This is a genomic window from Chryseobacterium sp. JV274 (genome assembly GCF_903969135.1).
GTDB lineage: Bacteria > Bacteroidota > Bacteroidia > Flavobacteriales > Weeksellaceae > Chryseobacterium.
On record NZ_LR824569.1, the window covers coordinates 3795580 to 3811651 of the forward strand.

A 16072-nucleotide genomic window follows, 5' to 3' on the forward strand; every position below is an offset into this window, starting at 1 on the left:
TGGTAAATGATAATTGATGAATGATTTTTTGCTTAAGCAAATTCTTGGCCATTGTATCAATTATCATTTATCGCTTATCAAATATTGTTGTGTTTATTTCTCCACTCTTACCGAATCCGGAACCATCAGCTCATATTCGCCGCCGTGGGTGATAATTTCCCTTACGATGCTGCTGCTGATGAAAGATTTTCCTGAGGAGGTCAGTAAGAATACAGTTTCCAGTTTTTTGTGGGCTAATGTTCTGTTGGTATGAGCAATTGCTTTTTCAAACTCAAAATCGGCAGGATTTCTTAACCCTCTGATAATGTATTGAGCATTTTTTTCAAAACAGTAGTCTACCGTTAACCCTTCAAACGAATCTACTTCCACATTGGGAAATTCTGCTACGGAGTTCTGGATAAATTCCATTCTTTTTTCAAGAGGGAACATGTATTTCTTCTGAGAATTCTGCCCTATGGCAATGATTAATTTATCAAATAATGGGGCCGCTCTTTCTATAATATCGTAATGTCCTAGTGTAATCGGGTCAAATGACCCTGGGAAAACAGCAATTTTCATGTTGTACGAGTTATGATTTTGATTAGTGAATTATCTGCTATAGACTTTGAATTAGCTTCTAGCATTTAATTTCTAACTTTTTTTATTTATTTAAAGCTTTTTCAACTTCATTTCCGCAAAGATCCATAATGGAAATTCCATAGTGTTTTGCCTGTTGTGGGAGAATACTTGCAGGAGAGAATCCCGGATTGGTATTCATTTCAAGCATATAAGGAATTCCATTCATTAAAATATATTCGCTTCTTGAAAAACCACTCATTCCTAATGAATTGTATGCTCTTTTAGCGATTTCTTCCACTCTTTTTGTGGTTTCATCATCAATTCTTGCTGGTGTAATTTCTTCAGAAGCACCTTCATATTTTGCTTCATAATCGAAAAACTCGTTGGTAGGAACAATTTCTGTAATTCCCAGAACAATGGTTTCTCCTTTAAAATCAATAACTCCTACAGAAACTTCCATTCCATCCAAGAAACTTTCAATCAGGATTTCATTATCTTCTTTGAATGCGATTTCAGTAGCGGCAATCAGTTCAGATTTTTCTTTTACTTTAGTGATTCCCAGAGAAGATCCGGACTGGTTAGGTTTTACAAATAGCGGAAGATTCAATTCTGATACAATCTTATCTACATTGATTTCTTCACCTTTTCTTAAATAGATGCTTTTCGCGGAAGGAACTCCATACTTTGATAATACGGCAAGAGTATCTTTCTTATTGAATGTAAGAGCACTCTGGTAAAAATCACATCCGGTATATTTTTGACCTATTGCATCCCAGTATGCCTGAAGAATTCCGTTTTCTCCCGGAGTCCCGTGGATGATATTGAAGCAGGCATCAAATTTTAAGGTTTCCCCATTATCTAAAGTTACAGAAAAATCACCTCTGTTGATCTCGTATTTTTTATCATTTTCTCCTAAAAAATACCATTCATCTTTAAGGACTACTACCTTATATACATCATAGAGATTTCTGTCTAAAGAATCATAAATCAATTGTCCGCTTTTTAAAGAAACGACATATTCATCAGAATAGCCTCCCATTACTACGGCAACACTTTTTTTGTTCATAACCATATAGTATCAATTAAGGCAAATTTAAACATTTTATGCAATGCAATATGGGAAATCCGCAAATTTTAAGATCAAAAATGAATTGTGTTAAATAAAAAGTCCATTCTAAAATTATTAGCTATATTTGCGGTTATAATTAAAGTATTTTTAAGTATGCTTAAATCACTTTTCAATTGGAAAGTTTTACTGAATTTAGTAATAGCCATCGGTGTTTTTGCAGGGTTGGTATGGCTCACATTTCGCTGGTTGGAACACCATACAAATCATGGTCAGGAAATACCTGTTCCTAATATTGTAAATAAATCTATACATGACGCTGTTAAAATTTTAGATGATACAGGATTGGAATATGAAGTAGATAGTGCCAACTATAATCCTAAATTCAGACCATTCCAGGTTCTTCAGGTTTATCCTGCACCGGGTTCCCGTGTAAAGGACGGAAGAACAGTACACCTTACAGTAAACCCGAGAACATGGGCTCCGATTGCCGTTCCGGATGTTATCAATAAATATTCAGGGCTTGCATTCCAGAGACTGGATCAGGTGGGTCTTAAGATTGGAGATACCATTTATGAACCGAGTATTCAGAAGGATGCCCTTTTAAGAATTTTATATAAAGGAAATGCGGTAAATCCGGGTGCTCGTTTACCTAGATTCTCCATTATTGATGTAGTAGTAGGTTCAGGACCTATGAGAAACATTTCCATTCCAAATGTAGTAGGACTTACGGTAAAAGAAGCGAGAGCTGTCATTACCAAAAGTATGTTTGAAGTTGGACTGGTAGAGCATGAAGATGGAAGCAAAGACGAATCGGATATTATTTATTATCAGGATCCTGCTTCAGGAGATGTTCGTGATCAGGGAATGCAGATTGACCTTTGGGCCAGTAAGAAAACTCCGGCAGAGTTAAGAGCGAAAATAGAGCAGCTGAATTCTATTTACCGTATGAAGGTAGATACTTCACTTCCTCCGGTACGATATGAAGAAGTACATAATGAACCAAGTTATGATGCTCCTGTAGTGCCTGCTCCGGTACCTAGAAGAGAAACTCCAAAGCCTGAAGTGCCAAAAAATGAGACACCTAAGACACAGACAACGACTTCTAAACCTGTCACTTCAGCAACTGAGAAGCCTAAAACTTCTACTGCTGCTCCTGCTACAGGACATACAGCTAAACCGGCTGCTTCAACAACGACACAACAGCCTGCTCAAAAGCCGAAAGCTAAGAAGGTAGTCGTAGAATAAAATCAGATTAATATCAAAAATACAGGCTTCAACTGCAAAATGTTGAGGCCTTTTGTGTAAAAAAAGTAAAACAATGTCAGAAGATAACGACGATTTTTTAGATGAAGAATTATTAGATTCCAACAGTATTGAAAACATCGATATTGACGAGGAAAATAAAGGATTGTATGAACATCTTAATATCACTGTTGACAGTAAACAGGAACCATTAAGAATTGATAAGTTCCTTTTGATCCATAGGCAGAATTCTTCAAGGAATAAAATTTCACAGACCTGCAGAGCCGGAAATGTAGTGGTGAACGGAACTCCTGTAAAACAGAATTACCGTGTGAAACCGGGAGATCAGATTTCGGTGCTGCTTACCCATCCTCCAAGAGAGAATGTCATTGTTCCGCAGGATATCCCTGTAAATATCATTTATGAAGATGATGACCTTGTGGTAGTAGATAAGGAAGCAGGAATGGTTGTACACCCGGGATTCGGAAACTGGGACGGAACATTGGTGAATGCGCTGGCTTTCCATTTTGAAAAGAATGGAGTAAAGTCTGATCTTGACAGAGTAGGGCTTGTTCACAGGATTGATAAAGATACCTCTGGACTGCTGGTGATTGCCAAGAATGAGTATGCATTGAGCTTTCTGGCAAAACAATTCTTCAACAGAACTACCAAAAGACTGTACTGGGCTTTTGTGTGGGGGAATCCTCAGGATGAAGAAGGTACAATCAGAGGCCATATCGGAAGACATCCTAAAAACAGAATGCAGATGTCTGTCTATGAAGATGGCAGCCATGGAAAACACGCAGTAACCCATTATAAAGTCCTTGAAAGATTCAAATACATGACATGGGTAGAATGTAAACTTGAAACGGGAAGAACCCATCAGATCAGGGCGCATTTCAAACATATCGGGCATACTTTGTTTAATGACGAAAGATATGAAGGACATACGCCTCTAAGAGGGATAAATCTCCCAAAATATAAGCAATTCATTAAAAATGTTTTTGAAATTTTGCCAAGACATGCCCTTCATGCCCATACCCTCGGATTTATACACCCAACGACTAAAAAGGAATTATATTTTGAGAGCCCAATGCCCAAAGATATGGCGGATGCCGTAAAAAAATGGAGAAATTATTTAGAAAACTAAAAATATATTGAGAATTTTTTTATATTTGTTGAATTGAAATCAAGATTTGTTATGAGAAAACTATATGCTATCGTATGTTTAGCTCTTTTGTCAAATGCATACAAAGCACAAGAATCACTACCATACTATCAGCAATATCTTTTGGATGGTGAGTTCCTGTTCAACCCAGCTCAATACGGAAAAACAGATTACGTACAGCTCAACGCCAATTATCAACAACAATTTTCAAAGTTCAACAATTCTCCGAATGTTCAGTCAATCGGGATTAATGCGAATATCTTTGATAGAGTAGGTGCTGGTATTTCTGTGTTCAGAGATAGCAACGGACCTATTTCTGCAGGAGGGATTACAGCTGGTGCTTCATATTTTATTCCTCTAAGTAGTGAAGGAGACAGAAAAGACCAGTTCTCTTTCGGTACAAGTGTTAACTTCTATAACATGAACTTTGATTATTCTAAAATTAATACTGAAGAAGGAGGCGACCCGTTATTGAGAGGTGAAGAAAGTAATATCTTCATGGTGTATGCAAACTTCGGTTTGGCTGCTACCTATAGAGGGCTATTCGGGGGTGTTTCCGTAAATGATATTGCATTAAGTAATGATGCTTCTATCGTAAACAACTACGAGCCTTCTCCAATTAAATTCTTCTTAAACTTAGGATATAACTGGAACATTGCTGATAATATTACAATAGCACCATCAGCATTAATCAACCTTAATACAAACTCAACGAGAATGATAGACTGGAACCTTATGGCTACATTCTCTAATGATATCAACGCATTCTCTTTCGGGGTAAGCTACAGAACGGTTCAGAACAGATTTGACAATCAGAACCTGAGTATCTCTCCAATTGTAAAAGTGAGATTCAACAAATTCATGATCGGAGCAACTTATAACCTTGGAATATCTGATATCCAAAGCTATGGTGGAAACAGCTTCATGATTGGTCTGGGTTATAACTTTGACAACTTTATTAATGCTAGAGGATTTAGATACTAATTAATTTAATTTAAATAAATTTGAGCTCTGAAAAATTTCAGAGCTTTTTTTATGATATATATTCACATTCCGTTCTGTAAACAAAAATGTAGTTATTGTAACTTTCATTTTTCAACATCCCTGAATTTCAAAGATGAAATGCTTCGTGCAATGAAAACCGAAATGCTGCTCAGAAAAGATGAATTACAGAACAGAACGCTGAAATCCCTTTATTTTGGCGGAGGAACACCCTCTATTCTATCCGTAGATGAAATCAATTCCTTAATTGATGAAGCGTTACGGTATTTCAGTTTTGAAAAAGATATTGAAATTACTCTGGAAGCCAATCCGGATGATCTGGATAAAAGTTTTTTAAAACAATTAGCCGAAACACCAGTGAACAGACTGTCTATTGGTACTCAAAGTTTTTTTGAAGAAGATTTAAAATTAATGAACAGGGCCCATACTGCTTCCGAGGCAGAAGGTTCTATCAAACGGGCACAGGATTTTGGCTTTGAAAACCTGAGTATTGATTTGATCTACGGTTCACCAACCTCCAATCTTGAGATCTGGAAAGAAAATCTGAATAAAACAATTGCATTGGAAGTTCCTCATATTTCGTCCTATGCTTTGACAGTAGAGCCCAAAACAGCTTTGGAAAACTGGATTTCAAAAGGAAAGGTGAAAAGTCCAAAAGAAGAAGAACAGAACAGAGAATTCTATTATCTGTCTGACTTTTTAAAAGATAATGGCTTTGAACATTATGAAGTTTCCAATTTTGCCAAGCCTGGATTCTACTCCCGTCACAATTCTTCCTATTGGAAATATCAGGAATATCTGGGAATAGGACCTTCGGCACATTCTTATAACGGATTTGATGTCAGAAGCTGGAATGTAGCTAATAATCAGCAATACATTAAAAAGCTTAATGATAAACTGTTGGCCAAAGAGGAAGAAATTCTTTCTAAGGAAGATCAGTTCAATGAAATGATCATGATTGGCCTGCGTACGATCTGGGGGGTAGATCTTGCGAGTTTAAAAAATAAATTTTCAGATAGATTACTGGAACATTTTCAGACTGAAATTAAAACGAAAATAGAAGAAGGTATTTTAATTATTGAGAATGACCATTTAAAAATTCCTGAGAAACATTGGTTTATGGCAGACGGAATTGCTTCAGATTTGTTTATTGTATAATGTTTGTATGTATACAGATATGCCATAAAATTCACTATTTTTGTATAAAATTTCAGTTCATTTGAAAACTAAAAAACAAGATTATTCACATCTTTCACCAAGCCAGCCTATCGGAATTTTCGACAGCGGGGTGGGAGGCCTTACCGTTGCCAAAGAAATCAAAAGACTTCTGCCTAATGAAGATCTGATTTACTTTGGAGATACAAAGCATCTTCCTTACGGAGAAAAATCCAAGGAAGCAATCATTGAATATTCTACAAAGATCACCAATTTTTTGCTGCAGCAGAACTGTAAAGCGATTGTAATTGCCTGTAATACGGCAACAGCTAATGCTTTAAATGAAGTGATGCAGTCTGTTGCAGGAAAAGTTCCTGTTATAGACGTTATCAATCCCGTAGCAGAAAAAGTATCTTATGAAATCCACAATAATGTAGGAGTTATTGCGACCAAAGCTACTGTGAATTCCGGACTTTACAAAAAGAGTATTCGAAAGCATAATAAATGGATCAAAGTGGATGAATTGGCAACGCCATTGCTGGTTCCTGCTATTGAAGAAGGATTTAAAAACCATCCGATCACTCATGCTATTATTTATAATTATTTAAGTAATAGTAAATTAAAGAATATTGAAACACTTATTTTGGGCTGTACCCATTATCCTCTTCTAATTGATGAAATCAAACAGTATTATGGAAACAGAGTCCGTGTTATTGACTCTCCGAATATTGTAGCGAACCATCTGAAGATTATTTTGGATAAGTACAACCTTTTAAATGATAATAACCCCAAACCGAATTATCACTTCTACCTTTCCGATCTTACCAAGAATTTTGAAAAGATCTCTAAGAAGTTCTTTGGGAAAACAATAGATTTAGAATTGAAAGTATTATAAATTAAAGCCTGCCTCATATTGAAGCAGGCTTTTTTAGTATATATTGGTAAAGAAAATTAAGCTTCTACAATTACCTTTTCAGCTTTCAGTCTGGTTTTTGGATTAAATTTAGGCTGATTGGTGTCTGTTTCATCTCTTTCCCCGATAGCGACTGCGAACAATGTTTCGTATTTTTCATTATTCAGGATAGCATCATATCCTTCGGGTTCAATTCCTTCCATTGGAGTTGAGTCGATTTCCATATCGGCACAGGCAGAAAGCAAGACACCTAGTGATAAGTAAACCTGGTGTTTTAGCCAGGATTTAATTCCATCTTCTCCTTTAGACTTTACAAAGTTATTGTAATAAGCAACAGATCCTTCCGGAAGGACACCTTCGATCTGCTTTTCAAAATCTTCCGGATTTTTAAGAGCCTGGAAAACGATTATATGGCTGCTGTCCAGAATTTTTTCCTTATTAAAATAGGATTTGTCTGCCAGTTGTTTCTTGATTTCAGGATCTTTTATAAAGATAAAATTCCATGGCTGGCTGTTAATAGATGAGGGACTGAGATGTAAAATCTCTTGTAAAATTGCGATCTGTTCTTCACTGATTTTTCCCTGTGGGTTATACTTTTTTACAGTATACCTGTTTTTCATTTTGTCTAAAAAGTTCATAATTTTATACTATCATTTTTATAGTTACAAAATTAATTTAAGTTTATTAACTTTGCAATAACGGTAAAAAAGGATAGTATAAAAATGTATACAATAGATGATAAAGCATACCCATGCTGCACCAGTGTAACCATGAGGTTTATAGGCGGAAAATGGAAGGCTGTGATTTTATTTCACCTGATTGATGGTGCTAAAAGATATAATGAACTAAGAAAAATAATCCCTACCATTACGGAAAGGACACTCAGCCTTCAGCTTAAGCAGCTGGAGGAAGATGATATTATTGACAGAAAAGTGTTTACAGAAAAACCTCCGTTAATGGTTGAATATACCTTGACAGATTTTGGAAGGACTCTTCTTCCCGTATTGGAAGCAATTACAGACTGGGGAAAAACAGCTCCGGAAAGATCAAAAAAAATAATCAGGAATTAAAGTTCCTGATTATCTTCTTTATTCGGTTCAAAAAAACTGAAACTCACGTTTCCGTATTTTCGGGTATCTATTAGGTTGGGATGTTCAAGCTTCATACGGCTTTGGTGCTCCACGATGAGAACTCCGTTTTCTTTCAGGTATTTATTGTTTAAAACCAGAGAAATCAATTCATAATACTTCTTTTCTTCCATTTCAAAAGGAGCATCAGAGAAAACAATCTCAAAAGATTTTTTATTTCTGAATTTTTTAAGCCAGTCAAATACATCACCTCTCTGTACATTGATCTGAAGTGCCATGTCAAGCTCAGAAGCGGTAGTGTTGATAAATGCCGTATGCTTTGGATTCATTTCTACAGAGGTAACACTTTGGCATCCTCTGGAAGCAAATTCAAAGGTAATAGAGCCAATTCCTGCAAAAAGATCAAGCACGGAGATCGACTGCATATCGTATTTGTTTTCCAGAATGCTGAATAAAGCCTCTTTCGCAAAATCGGTGGTAGGCCTTACATCAAAGTTTTTAGGGGCGGCAATTTTTTTGGCTTTCCATTTGCCTGATATTATTCTGAACATATTGTTGTTAGGGTTTAGGTAATAGATTATAGGTGGCAGGTGGTTGTGTTTGGGCTTTAACCCTATTCCCTGCGGCCTGCAACCTAGTTAAGTATAAAATTCTTGTTTGGAATATTGTCAAAAACAATTTTCAGATTTTTAACAAATTTCTGAAGTTCGGAAATGAATGTTTCATTTTCCGTAGTTTCTCCATAAGCATAAAAGCTGGTTTCATTGATTCCAAAACCTATCTTACTCAATGTGAACATAATGAAGTAAAGGAAATCTACTTCTGAGTTGACATCAAGGTTATTATAAAGGATTATTTTTTTATTGTCAATCGCAAAAAACTCACATTGGTTATGATAAAGATTGATATGAATTTCCTTGTTGGTTTTATTATTAATTGAACTTAGAAACTTTTCTCCGGAGAAATTAAAATGAACCGGTATCGCAAGCTCTTTTATTTTTTTATAATAATTTTTCGGGAAAGTATAATAAAACTGGATATTGAATTTTTTGTTGATAGAAAGCATCAGTTCTTCCCGTTCTTTATCTGCAGGAGCATTGAAGGCTATAAGATCAAATCCGGCCTCATGCTCAGAAAAACCTTCAGGCATCAGAGTAAAATGATTAAATGCTGAAATCACCTGGATCTCATCATAGCGCTGCTTAATAAGAACTTCGTCCAGCTTTTGCTCAATAAGATTGGCTGGGGTCTCTTCAGTAACGAAATAAGATTTTTCCTCCAGAATGTTTTTGTTTTTAACAATCTGGCAGATCAATCCGTCTTTGGTAAAAAGTAAATTAAGTACGTTCATATTTCAATTGCTGCAAATTTAGTGAAATTCTACCATTACCGCACCCGATTGATGGTGAAGTATTTCCTTATTATAAAAATCAATATTGACCTGGCTTTCCAATACATCCCAAACCATCCTCTGCAAAGTCCCGTCACCAATGCCATGAACAATTTCCAGTCTCTTCAGGTTGTTCTTTCTGCAAAACCCGATCACTTCAATCAGTTTTTCCTTTTGTATAAACAATCTTTCAAAGCTGTCATAGTCATTGGGATTCTTTACCAAATTATGAAAATGAAGGTCTAAAACCAAATGATTTTTCTGATGTTTCTTAGAAATGATTTTTTTAGGTTCTGCTTTTCTTATTACTCTGATATTTTCATAAAGATCAGAATCCTTAGGAACCAGTTTTTCTTTAGGATATTGGTGGGTAAAGCCATATTCATCTTTAAAAACGACAATATTTCCCTTCACGGAAGTTACCACTCCGTTTAAATCTTCATCTACTACCGAAACCTTGTCGCCGATTTTCATATTTTTAAGACTTGTCTGAACCAATTATTGTACAAAGGTAGAAAGTAAAATGTATGAAATCAAACTCCTCTACACTTAAACACTCAAACTCTCGGTCCAAGTTCAATAATTTCCAGATCTTTGATTTCCTCACCGTCTACCACAAAGCGCATCATCGTCCTTACTTTATGCCAGCCCTGTTTTCCACAGGCACCGGGATTAAGATGCAGCAGGTTGTTTTTCTCATCATACATCGCTTTCAAAATATGCGAATGTCCCGAGATAAATAATTTAGGCGCTTTTTCTGCTATTTCTTTTTTAGTAAGTGGAGTATATTTTCCGGGATAACCTCCGATATGAATCATCAAAACCTCCAGCTTTTCACAAAAGAAACGGTTGACCTCCGGAAATTCAGCCTGGATTTTAGCATCATCAATGTTGCCGTACACTCCTTTCAGAGGTTTTATCTTTTCCAGCTGCTCAATGACGTCAAGATTTCCAAAATCTCCACAATGCCATACTTCGTCAGCCTGAGAAGCGTATTCCAGGATCCGGTCATCAATATAAGAATGCGAGTCGGAAAGGAGAAGGATCTTTGTCATTATCTAAGGGTTCTTTCTGTAATATTTTCGTGGTATTTATCTTTGAATATCGCTACACGTTCAGGATTCAGTTCTCCGTCATGATTGATTACTCGTTCTTTTAATAACCATTTTACCAGTTTTTCCATTCCTTTTTTAGAATTCATAAAATTGGCAATTTTGGCTATATCTGTTGATTCTACTTTTGTTTTTTCAGGCAGAAAATTCAGGATAAAATAATCATCACTTACATAGCTTGGTGTTTCATTGTCCATATATTGGTAAAGAAGAATCTCTTCATCATTCTTCATAGAAAAAAATGAATACTGGGCCACATTAATTTTTTCAGCTTTCAGAATCTGCTTTCCATCTAATAAAACTTTATCATCTTTGATGGTGACGTCCTGAGAAAAATATAAATTACAGCTTATCATCAGGAAGAAGAAAGTCAATAATCTGTTTACTGCCATTTTTTGATTTTTTTTTAAGACTGCAAATATAAGAAGCTTTAATAAACTTATAAGATCTGATTCCTTTCAGAGAATAATGTAAGGATATCAGTCAGTAATATTTTTTGTTCTTCGGATAGAATCCAGTTTCTTTTCTATATCCGCACTGAAAACCTTTTTTAGTTTCAGTTGATTTTCCGTAAGCTTTGAAATAACAAAAGTACCGGTCATATTCGTATTGGAAGGAAATACTAAAGTTACTGTAGAATCTGAGGCTTTTTTCCAGCTCCCGATGTAACGGTCTGGTTTTTCATTTTTAGTAACCGGTTCTTCCAGAGTATCATATCTTAATGAAGATTTAATCAGGTTTCCTGTGACTTTTCCATTTTTCTGAAATCTGATTCCTTCTCTTCTTGCCTCAAAACCATCCTGCTTTTCGTAGGTATAAATATAAGTATCCATTTTACTGAGATTCCAGGTTTGTAAAAGTAAAGGATTGGAAGTTCTGTTCTGGGCTTTGATACCACTGACTGCGAAAAGAGAGAAAATACAGATACAAATAGTCTTTTTCATGAATACAACGGGTTTATCAGTAAAATATGTAAACTTTTAACCATGCTAAAATTAGCATCACTTAATATTTAGTAAATTTGGGAAAATTAAAATAAACAATGAAACAGAAACTTTCTTTTTTCATTTTTCTTTTGACCGTAGGACTGGCCAATGCGCAGGTTGAAGAAAAAAAACTGGACGAGCTGATCCAAAATACCCTGAAAACCTTTGATGTGCCTGGAATGTCCGTGGGAATTGTAAAAGATGGAAAAATGATTTATTCCAAAGGTTTTGGAGTACGTTCTCTTACGAGCAAACAGCCTATGGATGATAATACATTGGTGGGAATTGCTTCCAATTCTAAAGGTTTTACATGTACAGCATTAGCAATCTTAGCAGATGAAGGAAAACTGAACTGGGATGATAAAGTTTCAAAATATATTCCTGAGTTTCAAATGTATGATCCTTACGTTTCTCAAAATGTAACGATAAAAGATCTTATTACGCACAGAGCCGGATTGGGCCTTGGACAGGGAGATCTTATGTTTTTTCCGGAAGGAGGGAACTTAACGGTGAATGATATTGTTCATAATGTGAGATACCTGAAACCTGAGAATCCTTTCAGAACAAAATTAGATTACAATAACATCATGTTTATTGTTGCCGGAGAAGTAATTCACAGAGTTTCAGGATTAAGCTGGGCAGAATTTATCGAACAGAGAATCATGAAACCTGTAGGGATGACTTCAAGCTTTGGGAGCTATAACAGAGCAAAGTCTGTAACGAATAAAATTGATGCACATGCTCCTGTAGACGGAAAAGCAATTGCCGTTCCCCACGACTGGAACGAAACAGCAAATGCCGCAGGGGGAATTATGAGTAATATTAAGGATATGACAGTTTGGGCAGAATGTCTGTTGAATAATTTCACCACCAAGGATGGGAAAAAATTAGTTTCAGATAAAAATGCTCAGCAGCTGTGGAATCTTCAGATCCCTGATAGAGTAGCGGCAAAAAATCCATATGATACAAGCTTCTACGGATATGGTTTAGGCTGGTTCCTGAGCGATGTTAAAGGACATAAGCAGGTACAGCATACCGGTGGATTAATCGGAACTGTTACCCAGTTTACTTTAATTCCGGATATGAAGCTGGGCATTGTAGTATTGACGAACCAGCAGTCCGGAGCTGCTTTCAATACCATTACTAATACTGTGAAAGATTCTTATCTTGGCGTAGCAGACAGAAACTGGCTGAAAACATATGGGGACAGAATGTCTAAGATGGAAGCAGATTTTAATAAACAAAAGAAAGATGCTTTTGTAAAATCAGAAACATTTAAAAAAGAGAAATCTTTTCAGCCAAAAGCAGAGCAGTTTACAGGAACTTATAATGACGTATGGTTTGGTGATGTGGAAATTGCGCAACAGGGAAATACTTACAGAATTTCATGCAAAAACTCTCCAAGATTAAAAGGAGAATTGCTTCCTTATTCTAACAATTCTTTTATTATCAAATGGGATGACAGAAGCTATGATGCAGATGCTTATATTATTTTCAGTTATGATGAAAACGGAAAGGCAGAATCTGCAAAATTAAAAGCGATTTCTGATGTGACAGATTTCAGTTTTGATTTTGATGATCTGGATTTGAAGAAAAAATAAAAGATAAAAACATAGAAAAATATTCAAAAGATCGGGCTTTGGTTCGTTCTTTTTTGTTTGTTAACCACGAATACCACTAATATATTCACGGATGACACTAATTTTAATAATAATTGAAAATTAGAACTTATATAATTCAATAGGAACAGGCTAAAGCCCGTTTTTCTTATATACAATGTAGCCAAAACTTAACCACCCCGTCAAAAAATAATTTTTTTGCCACCCCTCCAGAGGAGGGGAATATGAAGTCTGTAAAAGGAATGGTAGTTTACTGTACAAGATTCAGATCCTGATTTGCTAAAGTAAGCTCTGTATTAAGGTGTTGTTTTTCAAAGAAATTTTTTAGTTCAAGAAGTCTTTTCTTATTGTCATAATGAATGCTTGAATTCAGTTTCCTTTGACACAATGAGCAAGCTCTTGCAAGGTGATAATCTGTTTCTGTAAGTGAATTGGTTCCATTCATCACACAGTTGGCATTCAGACAATGGCTGATTCCGAACATATGCCCGATCTCGTGGGAACTGATCTTTATTAATCTTAAAAAAGTTTCATTGAAATTGGAATCGGTTAAATGACCATTTGCAAATCTGTACATAGAGGTTACCCCTACACCTTCTTCATAAGAAGCCAGCCCAAAAACGTAATTCCATTCTGGTTTCGGGAAAAGATCTTTCTCTGTAATTCCCATCAGTACTACAGCATCTTTAGGTTTTCTTTTGATCAGAATGCTGTCCAGTACATAACCTGCCAGAACTTGTTCGTGTCCTTCCTTTGAAATTCTTTTGACTTTTTCAGGAAAGATCGTATTGGGTAAAACGGGAAGGATTTTTATTTCCAGCTGGAAATATATTTTTAAATATTCTTTGGTGAGTGCTATTTCTCTTTTCTGAAGTTCATCAAAAGTTCCAATGGGTTGAAGATAAATAGTATTTTTTCCAGGTTCAGGTTTTATTTTTTTTAATTTCTGAAAATCTTCAAATGTCTGGAAATGCTCATCATGGTTATACCGCCAGCTTCCGGGTTTTGGAGAAGCCGGGAGTTTTATATCATTCAGTGCAGTCGATTCAAAATAAGATTTCTTCTGTTTCTGACATGAAAAAAGAAAGATGAATAGAGCTGCATAAAAAAAGAGAGATGTAACGTTATATTTTCCCTGGTTCATAAAAGAACAGAAGTTTCTTTTTGGCACCGTCAAATTCTGACCACGATTCACAGTCTACTTCAAAACCAGCGACTCCGCATGTGGGAAAATGAAAAATATCTTCAGAAATGGAATTGGCAAAATTTGAAATTCCATTATTGTGAGAGAAAAAAGCAACTGAATTCAGGGTGTCATCCAGGTCATAAATTACAGATTCAAAACTTCTTTCCGAAGGATTGTACAATTTTTCATCAGTAGAACAGTTAAGTTGATAAGCCTGATTAAAAATTTTACACGTATTCAGTGCACGCACCGCGGGGCTTGACACAAAGTGATCGATGGAAATATTATTGTTTTTAAGGAATCTGGACATGTGCATAGCGTCTGTCAAACCTTTGTCTGCCAATGGTCTGTCAAAGTCCTCCGTTTCCTCCGGCCAGTCGCTTTTTGCATGTCTTACGAGGATGAGTTTCTTCATATAATTGTTTTTTGGAAGATTAAAATTATAAAAAAAATAATGGAATAAAACATGATTTATATAAAAAAACTGCGTTATGAATAAAATCAGTAAATTTTACTAAATTTGCAGACTTATGGGACAAATCCTTGCAATTGACTACGGAAAGGCTCGTTGTGGTATCGCTGCAACAGATGATATGCAGATTATAGCCAGTGGGCTGGAGACTGTAGAGAACCGTTTTTTAATGGAATTTTTGAAAAAATATTTCAATGAAAATAAGGTAGATGAAGTGGTAATTGGGCTTCCCATAGATTTGAAAGGAAACGTTTCGGAAATCGAAACTGATATTTTAAAATTCATTGAAGAATTTAAAAAAGAATTTTCGGATATTGCGGTCCATCGTTTTGATGAAAGGTTTACTTCCAAAATGGCTTCGTTTTTTATTTCTCAAAGTGGAAAAAACAAAAAAAAGAGGCAGGAAAAAGGATTAATAGATAAAGTAAGTGCAACCATCATATTGCAGAATTTTTTAGAACAAAAATTAAGATGATTTTACCGATAAGAGCTTTTGGGGATCCTGTTTTGAGAAAAGTGGGAAAAGATATAGACAAAGATTATCCCGAATTACAAGAATTGATAGATAACATGTTTGAAACGATGTACAGCGCAAATGGCATAGGTCTTGCAGCGCCTCAGATCGGTTTGGATATCCGTGTATTTATAATAGATGTGACTCCTCTTGCTGAAGATGAGGATTATGAAGATATTAAAGATGAGTTGGCAGAGTTCAAAAAAGTATTCATTAATGCCAGAATTCTTGAAGAATCAGGTGAAGAATGGAAGTTTAATGAAGGCTGTCTTTCTATTCCGGATATAAGAGAAGATGTAAAAAGAAAAGGGACAATCGTTATTGAATATTATGACGAAAATTTTGTGAAACATACAGAAACTTTTTCCGATATTAGAGCCCGCGTAATTCAGCATGAATATGACCACATTGAAGGGGTACTGTTTACTGATCACCTGAGTGCTCTGAAAAAGAAACTGGTAAAAGGTAAACTGACAAAAATCTCTCAGGGTGACGTAAGCATTGGTTACAAAATGAGATTTCCAAAATAATTTAAACAAGGATAAAAGAAATAATATAAAGCAAAAAGCTTAGAGCTGATTGCAGAATTTACAAAAAA

General features: G+C 35.6%; 20 protein-coding genes. 9 read left to right on the top strand and 11 right to left on the bottom strand.

Features of this window, described 5'->3' with window-relative positions; all coding sequences use genetic code 11:
- Positions 1–93 precede the first annotated feature (93 nt).
- Positions 94–558, bottom strand: coding sequence for a pantetheine-phosphate adenylyltransferase (coaD, locus tag CHRYMOREF3P_RS17515; RefSeq protein ID WP_076356137.1), 465 nt, complete (start codon positions 556–558; stop codon positions 94–96).
- Between the two features lie 82 nt (positions 559–640).
- Entirely contained in the window at positions 641–1624 is a 984-nt protein-coding gene (locus CHRYMOREF3P_RS17520; protein WP_077414217.1) for a D-alanine--D-alanine ligase, read from the bottom strand.
- A 156-nt stretch (positions 1625–1780) separates the two neighbouring features.
- On the opposite strand from CHRYMOREF3P_RS17520, the gene CHRYMOREF3P_RS17525 reads away from it, so the two are divergent.
- From CHRYMOREF3P_RS17525 to murI, 5 genes are all read left to right on the top strand, one after another.
- Entirely contained in the window at positions 1781–2872 is a 1092-nt protein-coding gene (locus CHRYMOREF3P_RS17525; RefSeq protein WP_077413833.1) for a PASTA domain-containing protein, read from the top strand.
- Positions 2873–2945: 73 nt separating this feature from the next.
- A complete protein-coding gene (locus CHRYMOREF3P_RS17530; protein ID WP_180565136.1) occupies positions 2946–4019 on the top strand; it encodes an RluA family pseudouridine synthase in 1074 nt (357 codons plus the stop codon).
- A 51-nt stretch (positions 4020–4070) separates the two neighbouring features.
- The gene (locus CHRYMOREF3P_RS17535) at positions 4071–5021 is read left to right on the top strand and encodes a PorP/SprF family type IX secretion system membrane protein (RefSeq protein ID WP_047377725.1); all 951 of its coding nucleotides are present in this window, start codon (positions 4071–4073) and stop codon (positions 5019–5021) included.
- A gap of 51 nt (positions 5022–5072) precedes the next feature.
- Entirely contained in the window at positions 5073–6197 is a 1125-nt protein-coding gene (gene hemW / locus CHRYMOREF3P_RS17540; protein ID WP_180565137.1) for a radical SAM family heme chaperone HemW, read from the top strand.
- Positions 6198–6258: 61 nt separating this feature from the next.
- A complete protein-coding gene (gene murI, locus CHRYMOREF3P_RS17545; RefSeq protein ID WP_047382099.1) occupies positions 6259–7089 on the top strand; it encodes a glutamate racemase in 831 nt (276 codons plus the stop codon).
- 56 nt (positions 7090–7145) lie between these two features.
- Here the strand turns inward: murI and CHRYMOREF3P_RS17550 are convergent, their stop codons facing one another.
- Positions 7146–7745, bottom strand: coding sequence for a nitroreductase family protein (locus tag CHRYMOREF3P_RS17550; protein WP_180565138.1), 600 nt, complete (start codon positions 7743–7745; stop codon positions 7146–7148).
- A gap of 84 nt (positions 7746–7829) precedes the next feature.
- On the opposite strand from CHRYMOREF3P_RS17550, the gene CHRYMOREF3P_RS17555 reads away from it, so the two are divergent.
- A complete protein-coding gene (locus CHRYMOREF3P_RS17555) occupies positions 7830–8177 on the top strand; it encodes a winged helix-turn-helix transcriptional regulator (protein ID WP_077413836.1) in 348 nt (115 codons plus the stop codon).
- Here CHRYMOREF3P_RS17555 and rsmD read toward each other — a convergent pair.
- From rsmD to CHRYMOREF3P_RS17585, 6 genes are all read right to left on the bottom strand, one after another.
- Complete coding sequence (rsmD, locus tag CHRYMOREF3P_RS17560) at positions 8174–8746, bottom strand: 16S rRNA (guanine(966)-N(2))-methyltransferase RsmD (RefSeq protein ID WP_077413837.1); 573 nt, start codon at positions 8744–8746, stop codon at positions 8174–8176. The two genes, CHRYMOREF3P_RS17555 and rsmD, sit on opposite strands and share 4 nt — an antisense overlap.
- A gap of 83 nt (positions 8747–8829) precedes the next feature.
- Positions 8830–9546 carry a DUF3822 family protein gene (locus CHRYMOREF3P_RS17565; protein ID WP_077413838.1) on the bottom strand — a complete coding sequence of 239 codons (717 nt, stop codon included), beginning with the start codon at positions 9544–9546 and terminating at the stop codon, positions 8830–8832.
- An 18-nt stretch (positions 9547–9564) separates the two neighbouring features.
- Entirely contained in the window at positions 9565–10059 is a 495-nt protein-coding gene (locus CHRYMOREF3P_RS17570) for a Smr/MutS family protein (RefSeq protein WP_180565139.1), read from the bottom strand.
- Positions 10060–10142: 83 nt separating this feature from the next.
- Positions 10143–10640 carry a metallophosphoesterase family protein gene (locus CHRYMOREF3P_RS17575; RefSeq protein ID WP_047382113.1) on the bottom strand — a complete coding sequence of 166 codons (498 nt, stop codon included), beginning with the start codon at positions 10638–10640 and terminating at the stop codon, positions 10143–10145.
- A complete protein-coding gene (locus CHRYMOREF3P_RS17580) occupies positions 10640–11089 on the bottom strand; it encodes a hypothetical protein (RefSeq protein WP_180565140.1) in 450 nt (149 codons plus the stop codon). The genes CHRYMOREF3P_RS17575 and CHRYMOREF3P_RS17580 overlap by 1 nt, the downstream gene beginning before the upstream one ends.
- Positions 11090–11176: 87 nt before the next feature.
- A complete protein-coding gene (locus CHRYMOREF3P_RS17585; protein ID WP_180565141.1) occupies positions 11177–11641 on the bottom strand; it encodes a hypothetical protein in 465 nt (154 codons plus the stop codon).
- Positions 11642–11739: 98 nt separating this feature from the next.
- On the opposite strand from CHRYMOREF3P_RS17585, the gene CHRYMOREF3P_RS17590 reads away from it, so the two are divergent.
- The gene (locus CHRYMOREF3P_RS17590) at positions 11740–13284 is read left to right on the top strand and encodes a serine hydrolase (protein WP_180565142.1); all 1545 of its coding nucleotides are present in this window, start codon (positions 11740–11742) and stop codon (positions 13282–13284) included.
- A 268-nt stretch (positions 13285–13552) separates the two neighbouring features.
- On the opposite strand, the gene CHRYMOREF3P_RS17595 is transcribed toward CHRYMOREF3P_RS17590, so the two are convergent.
- Entirely contained in the window at positions 13553–14446 is an 894-nt protein-coding gene (locus CHRYMOREF3P_RS17595; protein WP_180565143.1) for an archaemetzincin, read from the bottom strand.
- On the bottom strand, positions 14427–14903 hold the full coding sequence (locus tag CHRYMOREF3P_RS17600; RefSeq protein WP_047377738.1) for a SixA phosphatase family protein: 477 nt from the start codon (positions 14901–14903) through the stop codon (positions 14427–14429). The genes CHRYMOREF3P_RS17595 and CHRYMOREF3P_RS17600 overlap by 20 nt, the downstream gene beginning before the upstream one ends.
- A gap of 115 nt (positions 14904–15018) precedes the next feature.
- Here CHRYMOREF3P_RS17600 and ruvX point away from each other — a divergent pair, with 115 nt between their 5' ends.
- Positions 15019–15435, top strand: coding sequence for a Holliday junction resolvase RuvX (gene ruvX / locus CHRYMOREF3P_RS17605; protein ID WP_047382122.1), 417 nt, complete (start codon positions 15019–15021; stop codon positions 15433–15435).
- Positions 15432–16004 (top strand): peptide deformylase, encoded by a 573-nt coding sequence (gene def / locus CHRYMOREF3P_RS17610; RefSeq protein ID WP_180565144.1) that lies wholly within the window; start codon positions 15432–15434, stop codon positions 16002–16004. The genes ruvX and def overlap by 4 nt, the downstream gene beginning before the upstream one ends.
- Positions 16005–16072: the final 68 nt, after the last annotated feature.

Coding starts and splice junctions, on each gene's coding strand:
- coaD (WP_076356137.1), bottom strand. CDS start 558: ATGAAAATTGCTGTTTTCCCAGGGTCATTTGACCCGATTACACTAGGA.
- CHRYMOREF3P_RS17520 (WP_077414217.1), bottom strand. CDS start 1,624: ATGAACAAAAAAAGTGTTGCCGTAGTAATGGGAGGCTATTCTGATGAA.
- CHRYMOREF3P_RS17525 (WP_077413833.1), top strand. CDS start 1,781: ATGCTTAAATCACTTTTCAATTGGAAAGTTTTACTGAATTTAGTAATA.
- CHRYMOREF3P_RS17530 (WP_180565136.1), top strand. CDS start 2,946: ATGTCAGAAGATAACGACGATTTTTTAGATGAAGAATTATTAGATTCC.
- CHRYMOREF3P_RS17535 (WP_047377725.1), top strand. CDS start 4,071: ATGAGAAAACTATATGCTATCGTATGTTTAGCTCTTTTGTCAAATGCA.
- hemW (WP_180565137.1), top strand. CDS start 5,073: ATGATATATATTCACATTCCGTTCTGTAAACAAAAATGTAGTTATTGT.
- CHRYMOREF3P_RS17550 (WP_180565138.1), bottom strand. CDS start 7,745: ATGAACTTTTTAGACAAAATGAAAAACAGGTATACTGTAAAAAAGTAT.
- CHRYMOREF3P_RS17555 (WP_077413836.1), top strand. CDS start 7,830: ATGTATACAATAGATGATAAAGCATACCCATGCTGCACCAGTGTAACC.
- rsmD (WP_077413837.1), bottom strand. CDS start 8,746: ATGTTCAGAATAATATCAGGCAAATGGAAAGCCAAAAAAATTGCCGCC.
- CHRYMOREF3P_RS17565 (WP_077413838.1), bottom strand. CDS start 9,546: ATGAACGTACTTAATTTACTTTTTACCAAAGACGGATTGATCTGCCAG.
- CHRYMOREF3P_RS17570 (WP_180565139.1), bottom strand. CDS start 10,059: ATGAAAATCGGCGACAAGGTTTCGGTAGTAGATGAAGATTTAAACGGA.
- CHRYMOREF3P_RS17575 (WP_047382113.1), bottom strand. CDS start 10,640: ATGACAAAGATCCTTCTCCTTTCCGACTCGCATTCTTATATTGATGAC.
- CHRYMOREF3P_RS17580 (WP_180565140.1), bottom strand. CDS start 11,089: ATGGCAGTAAACAGATTATTGACTTTCTTCTTCCTGATGATAAGCTGT.
- CHRYMOREF3P_RS17585 (WP_180565141.1), bottom strand. CDS start 11,641: ATGAAAAAGACTATTTGTATCTGTATTTTCTCTCTTTTCGCAGTCAGT.
- CHRYMOREF3P_RS17590 (WP_180565142.1), top strand. CDS start 11,740: ATGAAACAGAAACTTTCTTTTTTCATTTTTCTTTTGACCGTAGGACTG.
- CHRYMOREF3P_RS17595 (WP_180565143.1), bottom strand. CDS start 14,446: ATGAACCAGGGAAAATATAACGTTACATCTCTCTTTTTTTATGCAGCT.
- CHRYMOREF3P_RS17600 (WP_047377738.1), bottom strand. CDS start 14,903: ATGAAGAAACTCATCCTCGTAAGACATGCAAAAAGCGACTGGCCGGAG.
- ruvX (WP_047382122.1), top strand. CDS start 15,019: ATGGGACAAATCCTTGCAATTGACTACGGAAAGGCTCGTTGTGGTATC.
- def (WP_180565144.1), top strand. CDS start 15,432: ATGATTTTACCGATAAGAGCTTTTGGGGATCCTGTTTTGAGAAAAGTG.